This window comes from Rhodococcus sp. NPDC077669, from assembly GCF_040686915.1.
Lineage (GTDB): Bacteria > Actinomycetota > Actinomycetes > Mycobacteriales > Mycobacteriaceae > Rhodococcoides > Rhodococcoides fascians.
Map to the genome: position 1 here is coordinate 101,938 of NZ_JBFBMD010000012.1, position 18,802 is coordinate 120,739.

The 18,802-nt window shown below is 65.1% G+C and carries 18 protein-coding genes; 9 read left to right on the plus strand and 9 right to left on the minus strand.

Translation table 11 applies throughout. The features are described from left to right. Window positions 1-30: 30 nt before the first annotated feature. Genes mca through AB0P23_RS15695 form a run of 3 tightly spaced genes read left to right on the plus strand, consistent with a single transcriptional unit; the run spans window position 31 to window position 3,202 of the window. Window positions 31-906, plus strand: coding sequence for a mycothiol conjugate amidase Mca (mca, locus tag AB0P23_RS15685; RefSeq protein WP_027498148.1), 876 nt, complete (start codon window positions 31-33; stop codon window positions 904-906). Then, window positions 903-1,193, plus strand: coding sequence for a hypothetical protein (locus tag AB0P23_RS15690; protein ID WP_027498147.1), 291 nt, complete (start codon window positions 903-905; stop codon window positions 1,191-1,193). The genes mca and AB0P23_RS15690 overlap by 4 nt, the downstream gene beginning before the upstream one ends. Then, complete coding sequence (locus AB0P23_RS15695; RefSeq protein ID WP_219518686.1) at window positions 1,193-3,202, plus strand: thioredoxin domain-containing protein; 2,010 nt, start codon at window positions 1,193-1,195, stop codon at window positions 3,200-3,202. The genes AB0P23_RS15690 and AB0P23_RS15695 overlap by 1 nt, the downstream gene beginning before the upstream one ends. Before the next feature lie 38 nt (window positions 3,203-3,240). Here the strand turns inward: AB0P23_RS15695 and AB0P23_RS15700 are convergent, their stop codons facing one another. Beyond that, entirely contained in the window at window positions 3,241-3,906 is a 666-nt protein-coding gene (locus AB0P23_RS15700) for a hemolysin III family protein (protein WP_206498005.1), read from the minus strand. A gap of 133 nt (window positions 3,907-4,039) precedes the next feature. Here AB0P23_RS15700 and AB0P23_RS15705 point away from each other — a divergent pair, with 133 nt between their 5' ends. Beyond that, a complete protein-coding gene (locus AB0P23_RS15705) occupies window positions 4,040-4,822 on the plus strand; it encodes an isoprenyl transferase (protein ID WP_027498144.1) in 783 nt (260 codons plus the stop codon). An 83-nt stretch (window positions 4,823-4,905) separates the two neighbouring features. Here the strand turns inward: AB0P23_RS15705 and coaA are convergent, their stop codons facing one another. Beyond that, the gene (gene coaA, locus AB0P23_RS15710) at window positions 4,906-5,838 is read right to left on the minus strand and encodes a type I pantothenate kinase (protein WP_027498143.1); all 933 of its coding nucleotides are present in this window, start codon (window positions 5,836-5,838) and stop codon (window positions 4,906-4,908) included. 126 nt (window positions 5,839-5,964) lie between these two features. Here coaA and AB0P23_RS15715 point away from each other — a divergent pair, with 126 nt between their 5' ends. The 3 genes from AB0P23_RS15715 to AB0P23_RS15725 all read left to right on the plus strand — a co-directional run bounded on the left by AB0P23_RS15715 (window position 5,965) and on the right by AB0P23_RS15725 (window position 10,263). Then, complete coding sequence (locus AB0P23_RS15715; RefSeq protein ID WP_032375422.1) at window positions 5,965-7,161, plus strand: hypothetical protein; 1,197 nt, start codon at window positions 5,965-5,967, stop codon at window positions 7,159-7,161. 63 nt (window positions 7,162-7,224) lie between these two features. Continuing rightward, window positions 7,225-8,508: a serine hydroxymethyltransferase gene (gene glyA / locus AB0P23_RS15720; RefSeq protein WP_027498141.1), complete on the plus strand. Its 1,284-nt coding sequence runs from the start codon at window positions 7,225-7,227 to the stop codon at window positions 8,506-8,508. A 429-nt stretch (window positions 8,509-8,937) separates the two neighbouring features. Beyond that, entirely contained in the window at window positions 8,938-10,263 is a 1,326-nt protein-coding gene (locus AB0P23_RS15725; RefSeq protein ID WP_027498140.1) for a PhoH family protein, read from the plus strand. A gap of 53 nt (window positions 10,264-10,316) precedes the next feature. On the opposite strand, the gene AB0P23_RS15730 is transcribed toward AB0P23_RS15725, so the two are convergent. Continuing rightward, the gene (locus AB0P23_RS15730; protein ID WP_206498059.1) at window positions 10,317-10,694 is read right to left on the minus strand and encodes a limonene-1,2-epoxide hydrolase family protein; all 378 of its coding nucleotides are present in this window, start codon (window positions 10,692-10,694) and stop codon (window positions 10,317-10,319) included. Window positions 10,695-10,720: 26 nt separating this feature from the next. Then, window positions 10,721-12,316 (minus strand): serine hydrolase, encoded by a 1,596-nt coding sequence (locus AB0P23_RS15735; RefSeq protein ID WP_363798146.1) that lies wholly within the window; start codon window positions 12,314-12,316, stop codon window positions 10,721-10,723. A 126-nt stretch (window positions 12,317-12,442) separates the two neighbouring features. Between AB0P23_RS15735 and AB0P23_RS15740 the strand changes: the two genes are divergently transcribed. Beyond that, entirely contained in the window at window positions 12,443-13,300 is an 858-nt protein-coding gene (locus AB0P23_RS15740) for an acyl-ACP desaturase (RefSeq protein ID WP_032381336.1), read from the plus strand. 154 nt (window positions 13,301-13,454) lie between these two features. Here the strand turns inward: AB0P23_RS15740 and AB0P23_RS15745 are convergent, their stop codons facing one another. Continuing rightward, window positions 13,455-14,858: a class II fumarate hydratase gene (locus tag AB0P23_RS15745; RefSeq protein ID WP_027498136.1), complete on the minus strand. Its 1,404-nt coding sequence runs from the start codon at window positions 14,856-14,858 to the stop codon at window positions 13,455-13,457. Between the two features lie 32 nt (window positions 14,859-14,890). Further along, window positions 14,891-15,931 carry a class II fructose-bisphosphatase gene (gene glpX, locus AB0P23_RS15750; RefSeq protein WP_027498135.1) on the minus strand — a complete coding sequence of 347 codons (1,041 nt, stop codon included), beginning with the start codon at window positions 15,929-15,931 and terminating at the stop codon, window positions 14,891-14,893. 135 nt (window positions 15,932-16,066) lie between these two features. On the opposite strand from glpX, the gene AB0P23_RS15755 reads away from it, so the two are divergent. Then, on the plus strand, window positions 16,067-16,636 hold the full coding sequence (locus AB0P23_RS15755) for a DUF4245 domain-containing protein (protein ID WP_027498134.1): 570 nt from the start codon (window positions 16,067-16,069) through the stop codon (window positions 16,634-16,636). Here the strand turns inward: AB0P23_RS15755 and AB0P23_RS15760 are convergent. Genes AB0P23_RS15760 through AB0P23_RS15770 form a run of 3 tightly spaced genes read right to left on the minus strand, consistent with a single transcriptional unit; the run spans window position 16,633 to window position 18,763 of the window. After that, window positions 16,633-16,857, minus strand: a complete 225-nt coding sequence (locus AB0P23_RS15760) for an exodeoxyribonuclease VII small subunit (RefSeq protein WP_027498133.1) — start codon at window positions 16,855-16,857, stop codon at window positions 16,633-16,635. The two genes, AB0P23_RS15755 and AB0P23_RS15760, sit on opposite strands and share 4 nt — an antisense overlap. Before the next feature lie 29 nt (window positions 16,858-16,886). After that, window positions 16,887-18,149: an exodeoxyribonuclease VII large subunit gene (gene xseA / locus AB0P23_RS15765; protein WP_363798151.1), complete on the minus strand. Its 1,263-nt coding sequence runs from the start codon at window positions 18,147-18,149 to the stop codon at window positions 16,887-16,889. Further along, the gene (locus AB0P23_RS15770) at window positions 18,146-18,763 is read right to left on the minus strand and encodes a lipid droplet-associated protein (protein ID WP_283541890.1); all 618 of its coding nucleotides are present in this window, start codon (window positions 18,761-18,763) and stop codon (window positions 18,146-18,148) included. The genes xseA and AB0P23_RS15770 overlap by 4 nt, the downstream gene beginning before the upstream one ends. Window positions 18,764-18,802: the final 39 nt, after the last annotated feature.

The following is an 18,802-nucleotide window of genomic DNA, read 5'->3' on the forward strand; positions in this document are numbered from 1 at the left end:
GAACAAGGCGAATCCGAGGTGAGGAAGAACGTGTCCGGACTGCGGCTCATGGCAGTGCATGCCCATCCCGACGACGAGTCCAGCAAAGGTGCTGCGACCACGGCCCGCTATGCGGCCGAAGGGCACGACGTTCTGGTCGTCACGCTCACCGGCGGCGAGCGAGGGGACATCCTCAATCCGGCGATGGACATTCCGGGCGTCCACCAACGGATCAGGGAGGTTCGACGCGAGGAGATGGCCGAGGCCGCGCGCATCCTCGGGGTACAGCAGACGTGGCTCGGATTCGAGGACTCGGGACTCCCCGAGGGCGATCCGCTGCCGCCGCTGCCCGAGGGCTGCTTCGCGCTGGTGCCTTTGGAGGTGTCCACCGAGGCGTTGGTGAAGGTGGTTCGAGACTTCAAGCCCCACGTCATCACCACCTACGACGAACGCGGTGGCTACCCGCATCCCGATCACATCCGCTGCCACGAGGTCTCGATGGCCGCGTGGGAGGCCGCGGGCGATCCCGAGCGTTTCCCCGATGCGGGTGAGCCGTGGACTCCGCTCAAGCTCTACTACTCGCACGGTTTCCTGCGTAAGCGCATGCAGCTCTTCCACGACTGGTTCATCGATCGCGGCGAGGAGAGCCCGTTCGTCGACTGGCTGAAGCGGTGGGACGGTCAGCGCGACGAGATCATGGAGCGCATCACCACGCAGGTCGACGTGGGTACCTGGTTCGAGCAGCGCGACGACGCACTGCGAGCCCATGCGACGCAGATCGATCCCAACGGAGCGTTCTTCGCGGTGCCGGTGGACGTCCAACGCAAGTTGTGGCCCACCGAGGAGTTCGAGCTCGCCCGCACCCGCGTGACCACGTCACTGCCCGAGACCGACCTGTTCGCGGGAATAGAAGAGACCGAACAATGATCGTGTCGATCCTCGCCCAGCAGCCCACGGGGCCCGAGTTCGGCAAGTCGTCGCCGATCGGTCTGGTGATCCTCGTTGCGTTGCTGGTCGGAACGGCGCTGCTGATCTGGTCCATGAACAAGAAGATCAAGCGTCTGCCCGCGACGTTCGAGAAAGAAGATCCCACGCTGGATCAGGCGCTCGACGAGGGCACCGATCGTGGGGGCATCACGCCGAGCCCACAACCGGACACCAGCCGTCCGAAACCTGCTGTCTCCGACAAACCCGCTGTCTCCGACGAACCCTGATGCTCGACGCGAACACGCTGGGCGAATCCACCAGTCCGTATCTGCGTCAGCACGCCGACAATCCGGTGCACTGGCAGCAGTGGGGACCGCAGGCACTGCAGTCCGCGCGTGATCGCGACGTCCCGATCCTGTTGTCCATCGGGTACTCGGCGTGCCACTGGTGTCATGTCATGGCACACGAATCGTTCGAGGACGAGGCCACCGCGGCCCTGATGAACGAGCACTTCGTGTGCATCAAGGTCGATCGGGAAGAACGCCCCGACCTCGATGCGGTGTACATGAACGCCACTGTCGCGATGACCGGTCAGGGCGGTTGGCCGATGACCTGTTTCCTCACACCCGAGACCGAACCTTTCTACTGCGGGACGTACTACCCACCGGCCCCGCGCCAGGGGATGCCCTCCTTCGAACAATTACTGACCGCAATCGCCGATACCTGGTCCACCCGGCGACAGGAGGTGTTCGACGCGTCCGCGGCCATCGTCACCGAACTGCGCAAACAGAGCTCCGGAATTCCGGCCGGCGGACGATCGCTGGACGCCGATTTTCTGGCCGCGTCCGTCGCGGCGGTCTGCGCCGACGAGGACACCACCTACGGCGGCTTCGGCCGGGCACCGAAGTTTCCACCGGGTGCACTGCTCGAGGGTCTGCTCCGGCACTACGAGCGCACCGGCAACGGTGAGGTACTCGACGTGGTTCGACGTACCGCGGCGGCAATGGCGCGCGGCGGCATGTACGACCAACTCGCCGGCGGCTTCGCACGGTATTCGGTCGACGCCGAATGGATCGTCCCGCACTTCGAGAAGATGCTCTACGACAATGCGCTGCTGCTGCGGTTCTACGCGCACGCCGCCCGGGTCGACGACGATCCGCTGGTGCGTCGGGTGGCGTCGGATACAGCAGGATTCATGCTCGGTGAATTGCGGACGGCCAACGGCTGTTTCGCGTCGGCGCTCGATGCCGACACCGAAGGAGTCGAAGGTCTGACCTACGTGTGGACGCCGGAGCAACTGGTCGACACCCTCGGTTTCGAAGACGGTGTATGGGCTGCGGGTCTGTTCGCGGTGAACTCCGCCGGCACGTTCGAGGCCGGTATGTCCGTGCTGCAACTGCCCGCCGAGCCCGAGGACTACGACCGGTTCGCCCGCATAAGGAACGCGTTGTCGGCGGCTCGAGCGTCGCGGCCGCAACCCGGTCGAGACGACAAGGTGGTCACCGCGTGGAACGCACTGGCCATCACCGCGTTGGCCGAGGCCGGAACCGGCGCGAACGAACCGACCTGGGTCGACGCCGCCGTCGAATGCGGCGAGCAACTGTTCGCCACTCACGTCGAATCGGGACGTGTCCGGCGGGCGTCCCTCGGTAGCGCAGTGGGTGAGGCCACCGGAGTGCTCGAGGACTACGCCTGCCTCGCCGTGGCCGCTGCCACGCTGTTCCAGGCCACCGGCGACGCGGTCTGGACCCGGCGGATGACGACGATCCTCGACGCCGCGATCGAGCACTTCGCCGATCCCGACGACGCCGGCAGCTGGTTCGACACCGCCGACGATGCCGAGACCCTGGTGACCCGGCCGCGGGATCCGATCGACGGTGCGACTCCGTCGGGAGCGTCGACGATGGCCGAGGCGCTGCTCACCGCCGCCGCACTCGTCGATCACGAATCGGCCGCACGGTACGCCGAACTGGCCGCTGCTTCGCTCGCGCGAGCAGCGGCCATCCTCGAACGCGCCCCGAGGTCGGGTGGTCACTGGCTGGCCGTGGCCGAGGCAGCAGTGCGCGGCCCGATTCAGATCGCCGTGTCGCTCGCACCGGGCGGTGAGTTGCTCGCCGCCGCGCGGTCGCTGGCGCCCGGAGGTTCCGTGGTGGTCGCAGGCTCCGCAGACTCGTCTGCGCTGCTGACGGGCCGACCGCCCGTCGACGGGCAGGAAACGGCGTACGTGTGTCGCGGATTCGTCTGCGACCGGCCTGTGACGTCGGTCGAGGATCTGGCGGCCGCACTGCGGAAGTGACGTCGCCGACGCGGTGTTCCGAGCCTTCCGACGCGTCGTCAGAACAGGACGAGCCACACTGCCACGAGGTGGCAAATTGCCGCCAACACCGTTGCTGCGTGGAAGAATTCGTGATGGCCGAATGTCGTGGGCCACGGATTCGGCCACTTGGTGGCGTAGAGGATCGCCCCGACGCTGTAGAAGATGCCGCCGACCAACAGCAGCAGGAACGGTGCGAAGCCGACGTGCTCGATCAGGGTGTGAGCGACCGGCACGATGGCCCAGCCGAGCACGAGATACAGCGGTACCCCGACCCAGCGGGGAGCGGTGGGCCACAGCATCTTCAGAGCCACCCCGCAGATCGCTCCGATCCACACGACGATCAACAGAGTTCGTCCCGTCGCGGCCGGCAGACCCAGTACGGCGAACGGGGTGTAGCTACCGGCGATGAACAGGAAGATCATGGAGTGGTCGGCGCGTTTCATCCAGATCTGCGACGCGGTGGTCTTCCAGTGCACGCGGTGATAGGTGGCGCTGACGCCGAACACCCCGCACACGGTGATCGAATAGATACCCGTCGCGAGGCCTGCGCTGACCGACACCAGGCTGAACGCCATCGTGACGAGGGTGATCGCGCACACCACCGCGACGCCGAAGGCGTACAGGTGAATCCAGCCACGCATGCGTGGCTTGACGGGTATCTCGTCCAGTCCGAACATCGTCATGAAAGATGACCTCCCGTTCCGCCGTAGTGAACCTACGCAACCGTAGGTTCGGACGCTACTGTACCGGCCGCCCGCTCGAAGACGTCGGCGTAAGGTGATCCTCCGTGGTGATGAGAGCAGCGGTGACGAAGTAGTGGTGATCATTCCGCAGAAGGTGCGCGGCGTTCTCTACAACGTGTACGAGCGGCGTTTGTTGAGTCAGCTCGAGGGTGTGCAGCACCCGCGGCACGTCGCGGTGATGTGTGACGGCAACCGGCGGTGGGCACGGGAGAACGGGTTCACCGACGTCGCGCACGGCCACCGCATGGGGGCGCTCAAGATCGCCGAGATGCTCGGCTGGTGCGACGCTGCCGGAATCGAGATGGCCACCATCTATCTGCTCTCGACCGAGAATCTCCGACGGGATGCCGACGAACTCGATTCGCTGCTCGACATCATCACCGACGTCGTCGAGGAGATCTGCGGACCCGAGATGAACTGGGGTGTCAAACTCGTCGGCACTCTCGATCTGCTGCCTGCTTCGACCTCACGCCGGCTCAAGGAGGCGGCTGCGCGCACCGAGGGCCGAACCGGAACGCACGTCAACGTCGCCGTCGGATACGGCGGGCGTCAGGAAATCGCCGACGCCGTGCAGTCTCTGGTCACCGAGAAGATCGCCGAGGGCATCACCGGGGACGAGTTGGTGGCCTCCATCAACGTCGACGGTATCGACAGTCACTTGTACACCTCGGGTCAACCCGATCCCGATCTCGTCATCCGCACCTCGGGAGAGCAACGGCTGTCCGGTTTCCTGCTGTGGCAGAGCGCATATTCGGAGATCTGGTTCACCGAGGCCTATTGGCCGGAATTTCGCCGCGTCGACTTCTTGCGCGCACTCCGTGATTTCGCCGCACGACACCGTCGGTTCGGTATCTGACGTGCACGGCTGGACCGTCTGGTCATTCCGCAGGCTCCACTCCAGCTCGTAGCCTGCTACGAACTTCCACTCACGACCTGGACCTACAACTTTCGCAGGCGCAGCCGGTTGATCGCATGGTCGTTGTCCTTGCGTAGCACCATCGTTGCTCGCGGACGAGTCGGAAGAATGTTCTCCACCAGGTTCGGCAGGTTGATCGAATGCCAGAGATCCTCGGCCGCGATCTGCGCGTGATCGTCGGACAGTCCTGCATAGTGATGGAAATGCGAGGACGGGTCGGTGAACGAGGTCTTGCGTAGCGCCAGGAATCGTTTGACGTACCAGCTCTCGATGTCCTCGATCCGAGCGTCGACGTAGATCGAGAAGTCGAACAGATCCGAGACCATCAGCCGAGGTCCGGTCTGGAGTACGTTGAGCCCCTCCACGATCAGGATGTCGGGCTGGCGAACCATGTGGTACTGGCCTTTGACGATGTCGTACGACACGTGCGAATAGACCGGCGCGCCCACCTCTTCGGTTCCGGACTTGACCTCGGTGACGAACCTGAGCAGCTTGCGTCGGTCGTAACTTTCGGGAAAGCCCTTGCGGTGCAGGATCCCTCGGCGCATGAGCTCGGCCGTCGGATACAGGAAACCGTCCGTGGTGACGAGGTCCACGCGGGGATGGTGATCCCACCGGGCCAGGAGTGCTTGCAGCACACGGGCAGTGGTGGATTTACCGACCGCGACGCTGCCCGCTACGCCGATGACGAACGGAACCTGTCGATCGGGATGTTTCTCACCGAGGAACGTGGCCGTTGCCGCGAACAACCGCTGGCGCGCGGCCACCTGGAGATGAATCAGCCGGGCCAGCGGCAGATAGACCTCGGCCACCTCGTCCAGATCGATCTGCTCACCGAGGCCGCGCAGACCGACCAGTTCTTCCTCGGTGAGTACCAGCGGTGTGGATTGACGCAGCGTGCGCCACTGCACACGGTCGAACTCGACGTACGGACTGGACTCGCTCACGCACGCCACCTGAGCATCGGAGCTGCTGAGGATTCGGCGGTGCTCCTGTCGGGCGCGAGTCGCATGGTTCCAGATTGTGCTCGGTGCCTGTCCACCGCGCACGGGCGGGGTCGTTCGCCGTACTAGGGTTCGGATATGGATGCTGCTTCCCTGGTTCGCGAATACCTGTTGCTGGGCCTGAGTTTCGACCGACTCGAAGACGGTTTCGTCGACGCGTACACCGGTGATCCCGAACTGCGTCGAATCACCGAGAACGCCCCGGCGCCGGAGCCGCGTGAGCTCGTCCGTCGAGCGCAGACACTGCGCGCCGAGCTCGGCAACGTCGAACTGACAGCGGAACGCCGGACGTTTCTCGACGTCCACCTGCGGGCGTTGGAATGCTCCGCGCGCAAGTTCGCAGGTGAGAACATCGGCTTCGTCGACGAGGTCCACGCCTACTTCGACGTTCGAATCGCACCGGGGGATCAGGACCAGTACCTGCAGGCGCATCGCAAGATGGACGAGGTGCTCCTCGGACCCGGCTCGCTGAGCGAACGGTTGATCGCCCACCGCCGCGCCGACGTCATTCCAGCGGATCGACTGCAGGACTGCGTCGAGGCGTTCTCGTCCGCATTGCGCGACCGCGTCCGCGCCGAATACTCGTTGCCCGAGAACGAGAAGGTGACGTACGAGGTAGTCGGCGACAAGCCGTGGTCCGGATTCAACTACTACCTCGGCAACTTCCAGTCCACCGTCGCGATCAACTCCGACATCGAACAGCAGATGGCCAACCTGCCCCACCTGATCGCGCACGAGTCCTACCCCGGCCACCACACCGAGCACTGCCGCAAGGAGACGGGTCTCGTCGGCGCAGGACAACTCGAGCAGACGTTGTTCGTGGTCAACACTCCGCAGTGCCTGATGGCCGAGGGGCTCGCCGATCACGCTCTCGGGGCGATCGTCGGCGAAGGCTGGGGTGCGTGGGCGCAGGAAATCTACGCCGACCTCGGACTGCGATTCGACGGCGACAAGGCCGAGCGACTCTCGGCGGCGTCGAGCCAACTGCTGGGGGTTCGCCAGGACGCCGCGCTGTTGCTGCACGATCAGCACAAGAGCGAGGACGATGTGGCCGCCTACCTGGAGCGATGGTCGCTTGCCTCGCCGCAGCGCGCACGGCACAGTCTGCGCTTTCTGTCCTCGCCGCTGTGGCGGGCGTACATCAGCACCTACGTCGAGGGCTACAAGCTTCTCGCCGGCTGGCTGGACCAGGGAGAGACCGCCAGTGAGCGGGCGCAGCTGTTCGGCAGACTGCTCGACGAGCCACTGACACCGGGCGCAGTACGCGTCTCGTAAACTGGCTCAGGTCCGTTGTTTATTGATGCCCCCTTACTCTGCTGTCCCTTGGAGACTCCTGTTATGACTGACGTCAACAACCTGTCACTGGCCGAGCTCGATCCCGAGGTCGCCGCGGCGATGGCAGGTGAACTGGGACGTCAGCGCGACACCCTCGAGATGATCGCCTCGGAGAACTTCGTGCCCCGCGCGGTTCTGCAGGCCCAGGGCAGCGTCCTGACCAACAAGTACGCCGAGGGCTACCCCGGACGCCGCTACTACGGCGGCTGCGAGCACGTCGACATCGTCGAGGACCTCGCCCGCAATCGCGCCAAGGAACTCTTCGGTGCCGAGTTCGCCAACGTGCAGCCGCACGCCGGTGCGCAGGCCAACGCCGCGGTACTGATGGCACTGATCAACCCGGGCGACAAGATCATGGGCCTCGATCTCGCCCACGGCGGCCACCTCACCCACGGCATGAAGCTCAACTTCTCGGGCAAGCTCTACGAGGTCGAGTCCTACGGTGTGTCGAAAGAAGACCACCGGATCGACATGGACGAGGTCCGCAAGCAGGCCATCGCCGCCAAGCCCCAGGTGCTGATCGCCGGCTGGTCGGCCTACCCGCGCCACCAGGACTTCGCTGCGTTCCGCTCCATCGCCGACGAAGTGGGCGCACTGCTCTGGGTCGACATGGCGCACTTCGCCGGACTCGTCGCCGCAGGCGTACACCCCTCACCCGTGCCCTACGCAGACGTCGTGTCCTCGACGGTGCACAAGACCCTCGGCGGACCGCGCTCCGGCATCATCCTCGCCAAGAAGGAATGGGCCAAGAAGCTCAACTCCGCCGTGTTCCCCGGCCAGCAGGGTGGGCCGCTGATGCACGCCATCGCCGCGAAGGCCGTCGCCTTCAAGATCGCTGCGACGCCGGAGTTCAAGGAACGCCAGGAGCGGACCCTTCTCGGCGCGTCGCTGCTCGCCGAGCGTCTCACCGGTGCCGACGTCGCCGACAAGGGCGTCTCCGTCCTCACCGGCGGCACCGACGTGCATCTGGTACTCGTCGACCTGCGCAACTCCGAGCTCGACGGCCAGCAGGCAGAAGACCTGCTGCACGAGGTCGGCATCACCGTCAACCGCAATGCCGTGCCCTTCGACCCACGCCCGCCCATGGTCACCTCCGGCCTGCGCATCGGCACCGGCGCACTCGCCACCCGCGGATTCGGCGAAGCCGAGTTCACCGAGGTCGCCGACATCATCGCAACCGCCCTGGCCACCGGTCAGGCCACCGACGCCCTCAAAGAACGCGTCGTGAAACTGGCACAGAGCAAGCCGCTGTACGAGGGCCTCGAAGACTGGGGATTGCTGGGCTGACCCTGGCTTTCCTGCCCACCCCGGTCGCGTCAATGGACCATTGCAGCGTTCAGACGTTTGCAGTGGTTCATTCACGCTGGCCCCCGGTCGGATCAATGTGGCTATCAGTCGATCTGAGTGCAACAAAGCCACATTGATCCGACGGGGGAGGGCGGTCTCGGCACCGAACGTCCCGCCGACCTGGGGCGAATCGGCTGTAACGCGTTGTTCACCGACACGCCAGACTTCCAGCGCGCCCCCAAGTGATTTCGGCGGTACCGTCGGCAGTAACAGGCAGCGGGGAAGCTGCCTGTGCGGGAGGTTCTGATACGTGACTGAGCTAGTGAGCGCGAGAGGGCCGGTACCCGGTCCTCGTGTCACCTGACACATCGGACCCGACCGGCCGAGCGACAGAGTTTGCGCGGTGCCGCGCAAACGTAGGAGCCCCACGTGACCACTTCACGCTCCGTTTCCGCCCCTCTTCGGACATTCGTGCTCGATACCTCGGTCCTGCTGTCGGATCCGTGGGCAGTCATCCGGTTCGCCGAGCACAATGTGGTACTTCCGTTGATCGTGATCAGCGAGTTGGAGGGCAAACGCCACCATCACGAACTGGGATGGTTCGCGCGGGAATCCTTGCGCATGCTCGACGACCTTCGCGTAGAATTCGGCCGACTCGATCAGCCGGTCCCCATCGGAACGTCCGGCGGCACACTGCAAGTCGAGCTCAATCACACCGATCCGTCGGTGCTTCCCGTCGGGTTCCGTACCGACTCCAACGATTCTCGAATCCTCGCCTGCGCCCTGAATCTGGCGGCCGAGGGCAAAGATGTGGTGTTGGTCAGCAAAGATATCCCGCTGCGCGTCAAGGCCGGTGCTGTCGGGCTTCCCGCCGACGAGTACCACGCTCACGACGTCGTGCCGTCCGGATGGACCGGTATGACGGAGCTCGAGGTGCCCTCCGATGCCGTGGACACCCTGTTCAACGACGGCGTCATCGATCTCGTCGAGGCCCGAGACCTGCCGTGTCACACCGGAGTTCGACTGCTTGCCGGACGGCAGAGCGCACTGGGGCGCGTCACGCCCGACAAGCAGCTTCAGCTCGTGCGCGGCGAGCGTGAGGCGTTCGGCCTGCACGGTCGTTCGGCGGAACAGCGTGTGGCACTCGATCTTCTGCTCGACGAGAGCATCGGCATCGTCTCTCTCGGCGGCAAGGCCGGCACCGGTAAGTCCGCACTGGCTCTCACTGCCGGACTCGAGGCCGTCCTCGAACGTCGCTCACACCGGAAAGTTGTTGTCTTCCGGCCTCTTTACGCCGTCGGTGGGCAGGAACTCGGCTACCTCCCCGGCAGTGAGAGCGAAAAGATGGGCCCGTGGGGCCAGGCTGTCTTCGACACCCTCGAAGGACTCGCGAGCCCCGAGGTGATGGAAGAAGTCATCGCTCGCGGAATGCTGGAAGTGTTGCCGCTGACGCACATTCGTGGCCGGTCGTTGCACGACTCCTTCGTGATCGTCGACGAGGCGCAGTCACTCGAGCGCAATGTGCTGCTGACGGTCCTGTCCCGGCTGGGGTCGGGCTCACGCGTCGTGCTCACCCATGACGTCGCGCAACGAGACAACCTGCGGGTCGGACGACACGACGGCGTCGCTGCCGTCATCGAAAAGCTCAAGGGGCACCCGCTTTTCGCGCACATCACCCTCACTCGCAGTGAGCGTTCACCGATCGCTGCACTGGTGACCGAAATGCTCGAGGAATTCGGTCCGTCAGGGGCCTGACGCCCCTCGTGAGTGGAACTTCGTAGCCTGCTACGAAGTTCCACTCACATGGGTCACCGGCCCACCGCAGCCCTGAGCGCTCCTCGCGCAACACCTTTCATGAAATCGACGTTGTCGAAATAGTCGCGCCACACAGCTACTTTGCCGTCGCGCAGCTCGAATGTTCCGCACACCCAGAACTCGACGCGGAGCCGACGCCAGATCAGGACGTCGGTGCGCTCGGTGAGCACGACATCTCCGTCGGCCGCGATGTTGTGCACGACGACGTCGAAGCCGTAACCCGGCTTGGCCAGCAGCGTCAGAAATCTGCCGACGTTCGAGATTCCGCGTACCTTCGGAAGCCCGACGTTGTGCCACACGATTTTCTCGTCGAGAAGCGTCAGCGCGCGATCGGTCTCGCGAAGCCTCAACGCGTCGAACAGGTTTTGCACGATATCGGTTGCTTGTCGGGTATCAGTCACTTGGTGAACCGTCCTAATCCATCGCCGTCGAAGAACTCGAGTGTGACCGTGTTCCCCTCGAAAGTCGCCTGAGAAATCGTTCCGTCCGGTGCGTTCTCACCGGTCGGCTCGAACGCGAACGTATCACCGTCCCAGTGCGACAACTCGTAGGAAGTCGAGTTCGGTCCGAGGGTCAACACCAGCCTCCCGTCGACCTCCGCGACGGTCGCCGGCCCCCAGTAGGCGTTCTGGTACACCCCGGTGTACGACGTGAGCGGTTGTGGCGTAGCGGCATTCGTCGGAGCGGTCTTCCCCGCGAGGTCGCCCTCCGGCTCGCTCATACCGGCGAAGGCATTCTTGTACAGCGTTCGCCAGTCCTCGCGTACCTCGCCGAACTGCACGAGGTCGGCGAACTCGGCCGTGACCGTTTCTGCGATGCCGAGTGGCGCGGCGTTGGTCAGTACGACGATGGCGACGTTGAGCGACGGGATCCAGAGAAAGTTCGTGCCCGCCCCGAGCGCGAACGCTCCGGAATGGCTGACGGTCGTGCGGCCGGCTGCACTGGTGGAGACGTTGAATCCGTACCCGTAGTAGCCCGCGCGCGAATCCGCCGTCGTCGACGGGCTCGAGACGATCTGCGCGCTGATGGCAGGAAGGAGGGCGTCGGGATCGACGATCTGCTTCCCGTCGTGGGTGCCGTCGGCGATGAGCATCGTCAGCCACCTGGCGAGATCGTTCACCGAGGAGCTGACGCCACCGGCCGGCGTCTGCGGATCGGGTTCGCGTTGGTATCGGGCCTGATACTCGCCGTCCACGAGGACGTGAGGTACCGCTCGGTCGGCGCGGCCGATGTAGTCGGAGAACGACGAGCTGGTCGAGGTCATGCCGAGCGGACCGTAGATCGTGTCCTCGCTGAGGGTGTCCCAGTCCTTGCCCGAGGCGGCAGCGACGGCCTCGGCCGCGGCTGTGATCCCGAAGTTGGTGTAGTGATACGTGGAACGGAACGGATCGAGGGGCATCTCCCGAAGGCGCTCGAGGATCTGTCTGCGGTCGTAGCCGAGGTCTTCGAGCAGATCGCCTTCGTGCTCTGGGAGTCCGCTTCGATGCGCGTAGAAGTCGCCGACCGTGATGTTCTGAGTCACCCACGGATCGTCCAGCGCAAACCACGGCAGCTCGGAGACCACCGGCGTCGACCAGTCGATGACACCCGCTCCCACCTGTGACGCGACCACCGTCGCACCCACCGACTTGGACAGCGAGGCCAGCTGGAACACGGTGTCGCCGTCGATCGGGTCGTCCTTGCCCATTTCGCGAACGCCGAAGCCTTTCGAGTAGACGACGTCGGAACCGTGCACGACGGCAATGGCCATACCCGGAATGTTCGACGACGCCATCAGTTCGTCGGCGATACCGTCGAGCTTGCCGACCGCATCGTCGACGCGACCGGCCGGAACGTCGACGCCGGCAACCTGGCCGGGCGACAGATCCTCGGTCGGCACCGGCTCGGACGCCGGTGGACTGTCTGCGGTGGGTGCGTCTTCGGAGCACCCTGCCAACAGAACCAGAGAGCACACGACAGCAAGACACAGAAAATTTCGACCCGACCGCATCATGAGGAGTCCTCACGTCGATGATTGGATGCACCTGAGGATAGACCCGCAACGACCTGGCGTTAGGAGAATTCACAGAGGTCAGGGGCGCGACGTCGGACGCTCGGCGGCAGGCGCTACGGTTACCGCATGTCTACGAACCTGTCCGACGGTGATCTGCTGGTCCGTTTGGAGCCCGCGGTCGAAGAGAATCTACGACGCCATATCGAGGCAGCGAGTGATTGGCACCCCCATGAGCTCGCGCCGTTCGACGACGGCAAGAACTTCGCGTTCCTCGGCGGCGAGGATTGGTCGCCCGAGCAGTCGCACCTGAGCGACGTCGAAATTCTGTCCGCCACGGTGGGCGTGTTGGTGGCCGACAACCTCCCCGCCTACCACCGGGAATTGGCCCACGCCCTCACCGGCCTCGGTGCCTGGTGGAAGTGGACGGGCCGCTGGACGTCGGAAGAGAACCGACAGTCGATCGTGCTGCGCAACTTCCTGGTGCTCACCCGCGCTGTCGATCCGGTCGCCCTCGAGCGAGTCCGGATGGAACACATGACCCTCGGATTCGACGCGCCCAGCCAGCGGCTGCTCGACATTCTGGCGCACTTCGCCATCGAAGAAGCTGCCGCCGCCCTGCGTAACCGCAACACCATCGCTTTGGGCAAGGATCCGGTGCTGGCCACCATCCTCGGCAGAATCGCCGACGACGACGAGCTGCAGTCGGCATTCTTCGCCAGCATCCTCGACGAAGCATTCGCTGTCGTACCCGATCAGGCTGCGCGCGCAGTGGCCGACCGAATCAACGGCTTCAAGATCCCCGAGATCGAGCTTCCGGACCGCGGCAGCAGCATCGCCGCCCTCGCCGAAGCCGGCATCTACGACGCCGACCAGGAACGCGACAAGGTGTTCAAGCCGTTGCTCGCAGGCTGGAAGATCTTCGACCGCACCGATCTGGGTGAGGACGGCCTGAAGGCACGCGAAGAACTCGCGCACCTGGCCTGAGGTTTCGGCCCCTTTTCGAAAGCGACCCGCCCCCGGTCGGATTAATGCGACTTTGTTGCAGTCTGAGTGACTGAAACCCACATTGATCCAACCGGGGGCGGGCGCGTTCAAGGGTGCAGCGGGTCCTGCGGGTCCGGCGGTTAGAGCAGCGAAACTAGTCCTTGACCTTCGCCATGGCGAGGACGTCGAGGCGCTTGTCCAGTTCTGCTTCGCTGAGCTTGTCGCCGATCAGTCCGCGGTCGATGACGGTCTGGCGGATGGTCTTCTTTTCTTTCAGTGCCTGCTTGGCGACTGCGGCCGCTTCCTCGTAGCCGATTGCGGAGTTCAGCGGCGTCACGATGGACGGCGAGGACTCGGCGAGGGTCTTGAGGTGCTCGACGTTGGCTTCGAGGCCGACGACGCACTTGTCGGCGAACAGCACCGAGACGTTGGCGAGCAATTTGAAGGATTCGAGAACGTTGCGGGCCATCATCGGGATGTAGACGTTGAGCTCGAAGGCACCCGATGCGCCGCCGAAGGCCACTGCCGCGTCGTTACCGATGACCTGCGCGGCGACCTGCGTGACAGCCTCGGGCAGAACGGGATTCACCTTGCCGGGCATGATCGAGCTGCCGGGCTGCAGGTCGGGGAGTGCGATCTCGCCGAGTCCGGTGAGCGGTCCCGATCCCATCCAGCGAATGTCGTTGGCGATCTTGGTCAGTGACACTGCGATGGTGCGCAGTGCACCGGATGCCTCGACCAGTCCGTCGCGAGCGGCCTGCGCCTCGAACGAATCCTTGGCGGCGGTGAGGGCGTCGATGCCCGTCGACTTCACCAGAGCAGCAACGACTTTCGGGCCGAAGCCGTCGGGTGCGTTGAGGCCGGTGCCGACGGCGGTGCCGCCGATGGGCAGTTCACCCAGACGCGGCAGGGTGGCTTCGACGCGCTCGATGCCGGCCTCGATCTGCCGGGCGTAGCCGCCGAATTCCTGACCGAGAGTGACGGGGACGGCATCCATCAGGTGGGTGCGTCCGGACTTCACGACGTGCTTCCACTCGGTGGCCTTGGTCACCAGAGCCTCGTGCAGGTGCCGCAGCGCGGGCACCAGGGAGGTGACGGCTGCTTCGGTGGCGGCAACGTGCGTGGCCGTCGGGAACGTGTCGTTGGAGGACTGCGACATGTTCACGTGGTCGTTGGGGTGCACCTCGACGCCGTTGGCCTTGGCGATCGACGCGATGACCTCGTTGGCGTTCATGTTGGAGCTGGTGCCCGAGCCGGTCTGGAAGACGTCGATCGGGAACTGATCGTCGTGCTTGCCCTCGGCGATTTCGTTGGCTGCCGCGATGATCGCGTCGGCCAATGCGCCGTCGAGCAGACCGAGATCCTTGTTGACCTGTGCGCAGGCTGCCTTGAGCAGGCCCATCGCGCGGATCTGGGTGCGCTCGAGCGGGCGGCCCGAGATGGGGAAGTTCTCCACCGCACGCTGCGTCTGGGCGCGCCAGAGCGCGTCGATGGGGACGCGAACCTCTCCCATGGTGTCGTGTTCGATCCGGAACTGCTGTTCGTCTGTCTGCGTCATGAGCCTTACTTTGCCAGTCGTGGTTTCGGGGATCAGAAGGACGGTGCCTGGCCGGATTCGTCGGCGTCGAAGTCCACCGAGGAGTACTCGCGCAGCTTCTCGAGGCGGTGGTAGGCGTCGATCATGCGCACGGTGCCGGACTTGGAGCGCATGACGATGGACTGGGTGTGGGCTCCGCCGCCCGCGTAGCGGACGCCGCGCAGCAGGTCGCCGTCGGTGACGCCGGTGGCGGTGAAGAAGACGTTCTCACCCGAGACGAGGTCCTTGGTGTCGAGGACGCGATCGAGGTCGTGGCCGGCGTCGATGGCCTTCTGCTTCTCGGTGTCGTCCGTGGGTGCCAGACGGCCCAGGATCGCGCCGTCCATGCAGCGCATCGCGGCGGCCGCGATGATGCCCTCGGGCGTTCCGCCGGTGCCGATGAGCATGTCGGTGCCGGAGTCGGGACGAGCGGCGGCGATGGCACCGGCGACGTCACCGTCGGAGATCAACCGGATGCGTGATCCGGCGTCGCGCACCTGCTGGATCAGTTCGGCATGCCGGGGGCGATCGAGGATGCACACCGTCACGTCGGAGGCTGAACCCTTCTTGATCTTGGCGATGCGGGCGATGTTCTCGGCGACGGGGACGGTGATGTCGATGACGTCGGCGTAATCGGGTCCGACGGCGATCTTCTCCATGTAGAACACGGCCGAGGGGTCGAACATCGCGCCGCGTTCGGCGACGGCGAGTACCGAGATGGCGTTGGGCATGCCCTTGGCCATCAGGGTGGTTCCGTCGACGGGGTCGACGGCGAAGTCCACCTCGGGTCCGTTTCCGTTGCCGACCTGCTCGCCGTTGTAGAGCATCGGCGCTTCGTCCTTCTCGCCTTCGCCGATGACGACGACGCCGCGCATGGAGACCGAGCTGACCAACTGACGCATCGCGTCGACGGCTGCTCCGTCGCCACCTTCCTTGTCGCCCCGACCGACCCAGCGACCCGAGGCGAGCGCACCGGCCTCGGTGACGCGGACGAGTTCGAGTGCGAGGTTGCGATCTGGCGCCATGGCGCGAGTGGACTCGGTGCTGGCCGTCATCGGTTTGTAGCCTCCTGGTTGGTGGGGTGTTACCCAGGCAGGATTATCTCACTTCTGTGATGCCCGCGGTGGGGTCGGGTCGACTGTGAGGTACGCGCCGACCGAGCACTGCCGCACAGAGGGGATACTGGAGATGTGGCAAACAGCAAACCTCGGATTCTCAACAACAACCGCGACATGGTCTGGTCGCTGATTCCGCTGGTCATTGCGTGTTTGTTGATCGCAGGCGTGGCCAGTCAGTGCTCGTTGAGCCCGGGTGGACCCAAGCAGGGACCCATTCCCAACTTCGACGTGAACTCGGCACTGCAGTACGACGCGGCCGAAATAGGGTTCCCGGTGCGCAATCCGGTCGTTCCCGAGGAATGGACGCCCAATTCGGGGAGCCGCGCGACCATTTCCGGTGACAGTGGTGGAGCGGCGTCGACTGTCGGATACATCACCGGATCGGGTGCGTACCTGCAGTTGACTCAGACGGCCGCGTCCGAGGAACTGGTGGTGCCGTTCGTGGCCGGGGAGACGGTGTACGCGTCGGGCGCGCAGAACGTCTCGGGTCGAGACTGGGTCGTGTACGGCGAGGAAGGCTCGCGCACCTACTGGGTCTCGGACTTCGGTGACGTGCGAATCCTGTTGGGCGGCACGGCGAACACCGAGGAATTCACCACTCTCGCGGCTGCGGTCGAGGCCACCGAACCGCTCGCGCCCTAGCTGTCGTTCTCGGTGCTCGCCAGCGCGGTCTCGATGCGCTTGCGTGCGCCCGCCAGTTGTTCTTCGCAGCGCGTCGCCAATTGTTCGCCGCGCTCCCACAGAGCGAGGGATGCGTCGAGATCGAGCCCGCCCTGCTCGAGGATCTTCACCACTCCGACCAGCTCGTCGCGGGCTTCCTCGTAGCCCAGTTCGGACACCGGCTTGTCTTCGTTCTCGCTCATCGAATCTCCCTCTGTCTTTTCACTCGGCGTCATTTCACTCGGCCCATTACTGCGGCGGTGACGGCACCGTCGGCCACCCGCACCCTGATCTGTGTACCCGGCGGCGCGTCCTCGACCGAACGCAGTACCTCGGGATCGGCACCCGGCACCACCCGCTGTACGACGGCATAGCCCCGGGCAAGTGTGGCAGCAGGCCCCAGCGTCGACAGTCTCGCCCGCAGATGTTCGACGAGCGTGTCCTGGGTGGTCAGCTCGCGCTGCACGTCGCGTCGAGCTGCCTCGGCGAGTCGCCGAACTTCCTCGCGACGCTGTTCGAGGGCCGCCAACGGATCGGCCAACACGGGTCGATGCCGCAGCATATCCAGCCCGCGCGCCTCCCGTTCCACCCAATTGCGGAGCGCTGCAGCGCTTCTGGCCTTCAGCTCCGCGACCAACGCTTGTTCGGCGACGGCGTCGGGCACCACGAGCTTGGCGGCATCGGTGGGGGTGGCGGCGCGCAGGTCGGCGACGTGATCGCTGAGGGGACTGTCGGGTTCGTGTCCGATGGCGCTGACGATCGGCGTCGTCGCCCGTGAGATGGCCCGGCACAGTGCCTCGTCGGAGAACGGCAACAGGTCCTCGACGCTACCGCCGCCGCGGGCGAGAACGATGACGTCGACGCGCGGGTCGTCGTTCAGATCCCTCAACGCGTCCAGGATTGCCGGCACCGCTTGCGGACCCTGAACCGGAGTGTTCCGTACCTCGAATCGCACTGCGGGCCAACGCCTCTGCGCGACGGTGAGGACGTCCTTCTCGGCTGCGCTGGCGCGAGCGGTGATGAGCCCGATGGTGCCGGGCAGGAACGGCAGCGGACGCTTGAGTCGCGGGTCGAACAGTCCTTCGGCCGCCAGCAGAGCCCGGAGCCGTTCGATGCGGGCCAGTAGTTCGCCGACACCCACAGCGCGAATATCGGTGGCGCGCAGCGAAATGGTGCCGCGGCCGGTGAAGAACGACAGCTTGCCGTAGAGGATGACGCGCGCGCCCTCGGCCAGCGGAACGGGCGAACGATCCAGCAGCTGAGGCGAGCAGGTCACCGACAACGACATGTCCGCCGACGGATCACGCAGAGTCAGAAATGCCGTGCGTGTGCCGGGGCGGGCGTTGATCTGCGTCAGCTGTCCCTCGACCCAGATGCTGCCGAGTTTGTCGATCCACCCGGCCACCTTCATCGCGACGGTGCGCACCGGCCATGGTTGTTCGGCGGTACTCGCACCGGATGGAGCGGGGCCGGACTGAGTGGGGGGAGTGCTCACTTCGCCTTGGCGGTGGTGATTCGGTTGGCGAGCATGGTCTGGAACGGTGCGCGAGCCGACGTCGCGTTCTCGTACTCGAGCAGGGTCTCCAGATCCTCGATGGACAGCGTGCGCAGCCGTGCGCGCAACTGAGCCAGGGCAAGAGTGTCGAAGTCGATCATCTCGACGATCTCGGGCTTCGTCGCAGCTGCTGCGGGCTTCGCCGACGTGTCCTGCACCGGTTCGTCCAGCGGAGGCGTCGAGTACAGAGCAAATCGTCCGTTCGCGGCGATGGGCTCGGCCACCGGTGTGTCGGGAACATCGACGTCATCGGTGACTGCTGCGGAGTCGAACCTCGACGTGGCCGGGAACGCGTCGTCGTCGTCCTCGTCGAAACTCGCCCACGACGGCTGCTCCTCGCGCGGAGTTCCGATCACCGGCAGAGCCGAAATGACCAGATCGCCCTTGATGGCGAGGGCTGTCACCTGCTGCTGAAGCCGCATGCCGCGCGCCAACGCCTCGCTGACGACGGTCATCGGCAACATCAACGCGGAACCGGGAAGCTTGCGGGCCTCTTCCACGACGGTCACGGCGACGCCTGCAGCCACCCGCGCCGCAAAGGGGAGTCGAGTCATGCACACCAGACTGCCCGAAGTCGTCGTCTTTGGGTAGCC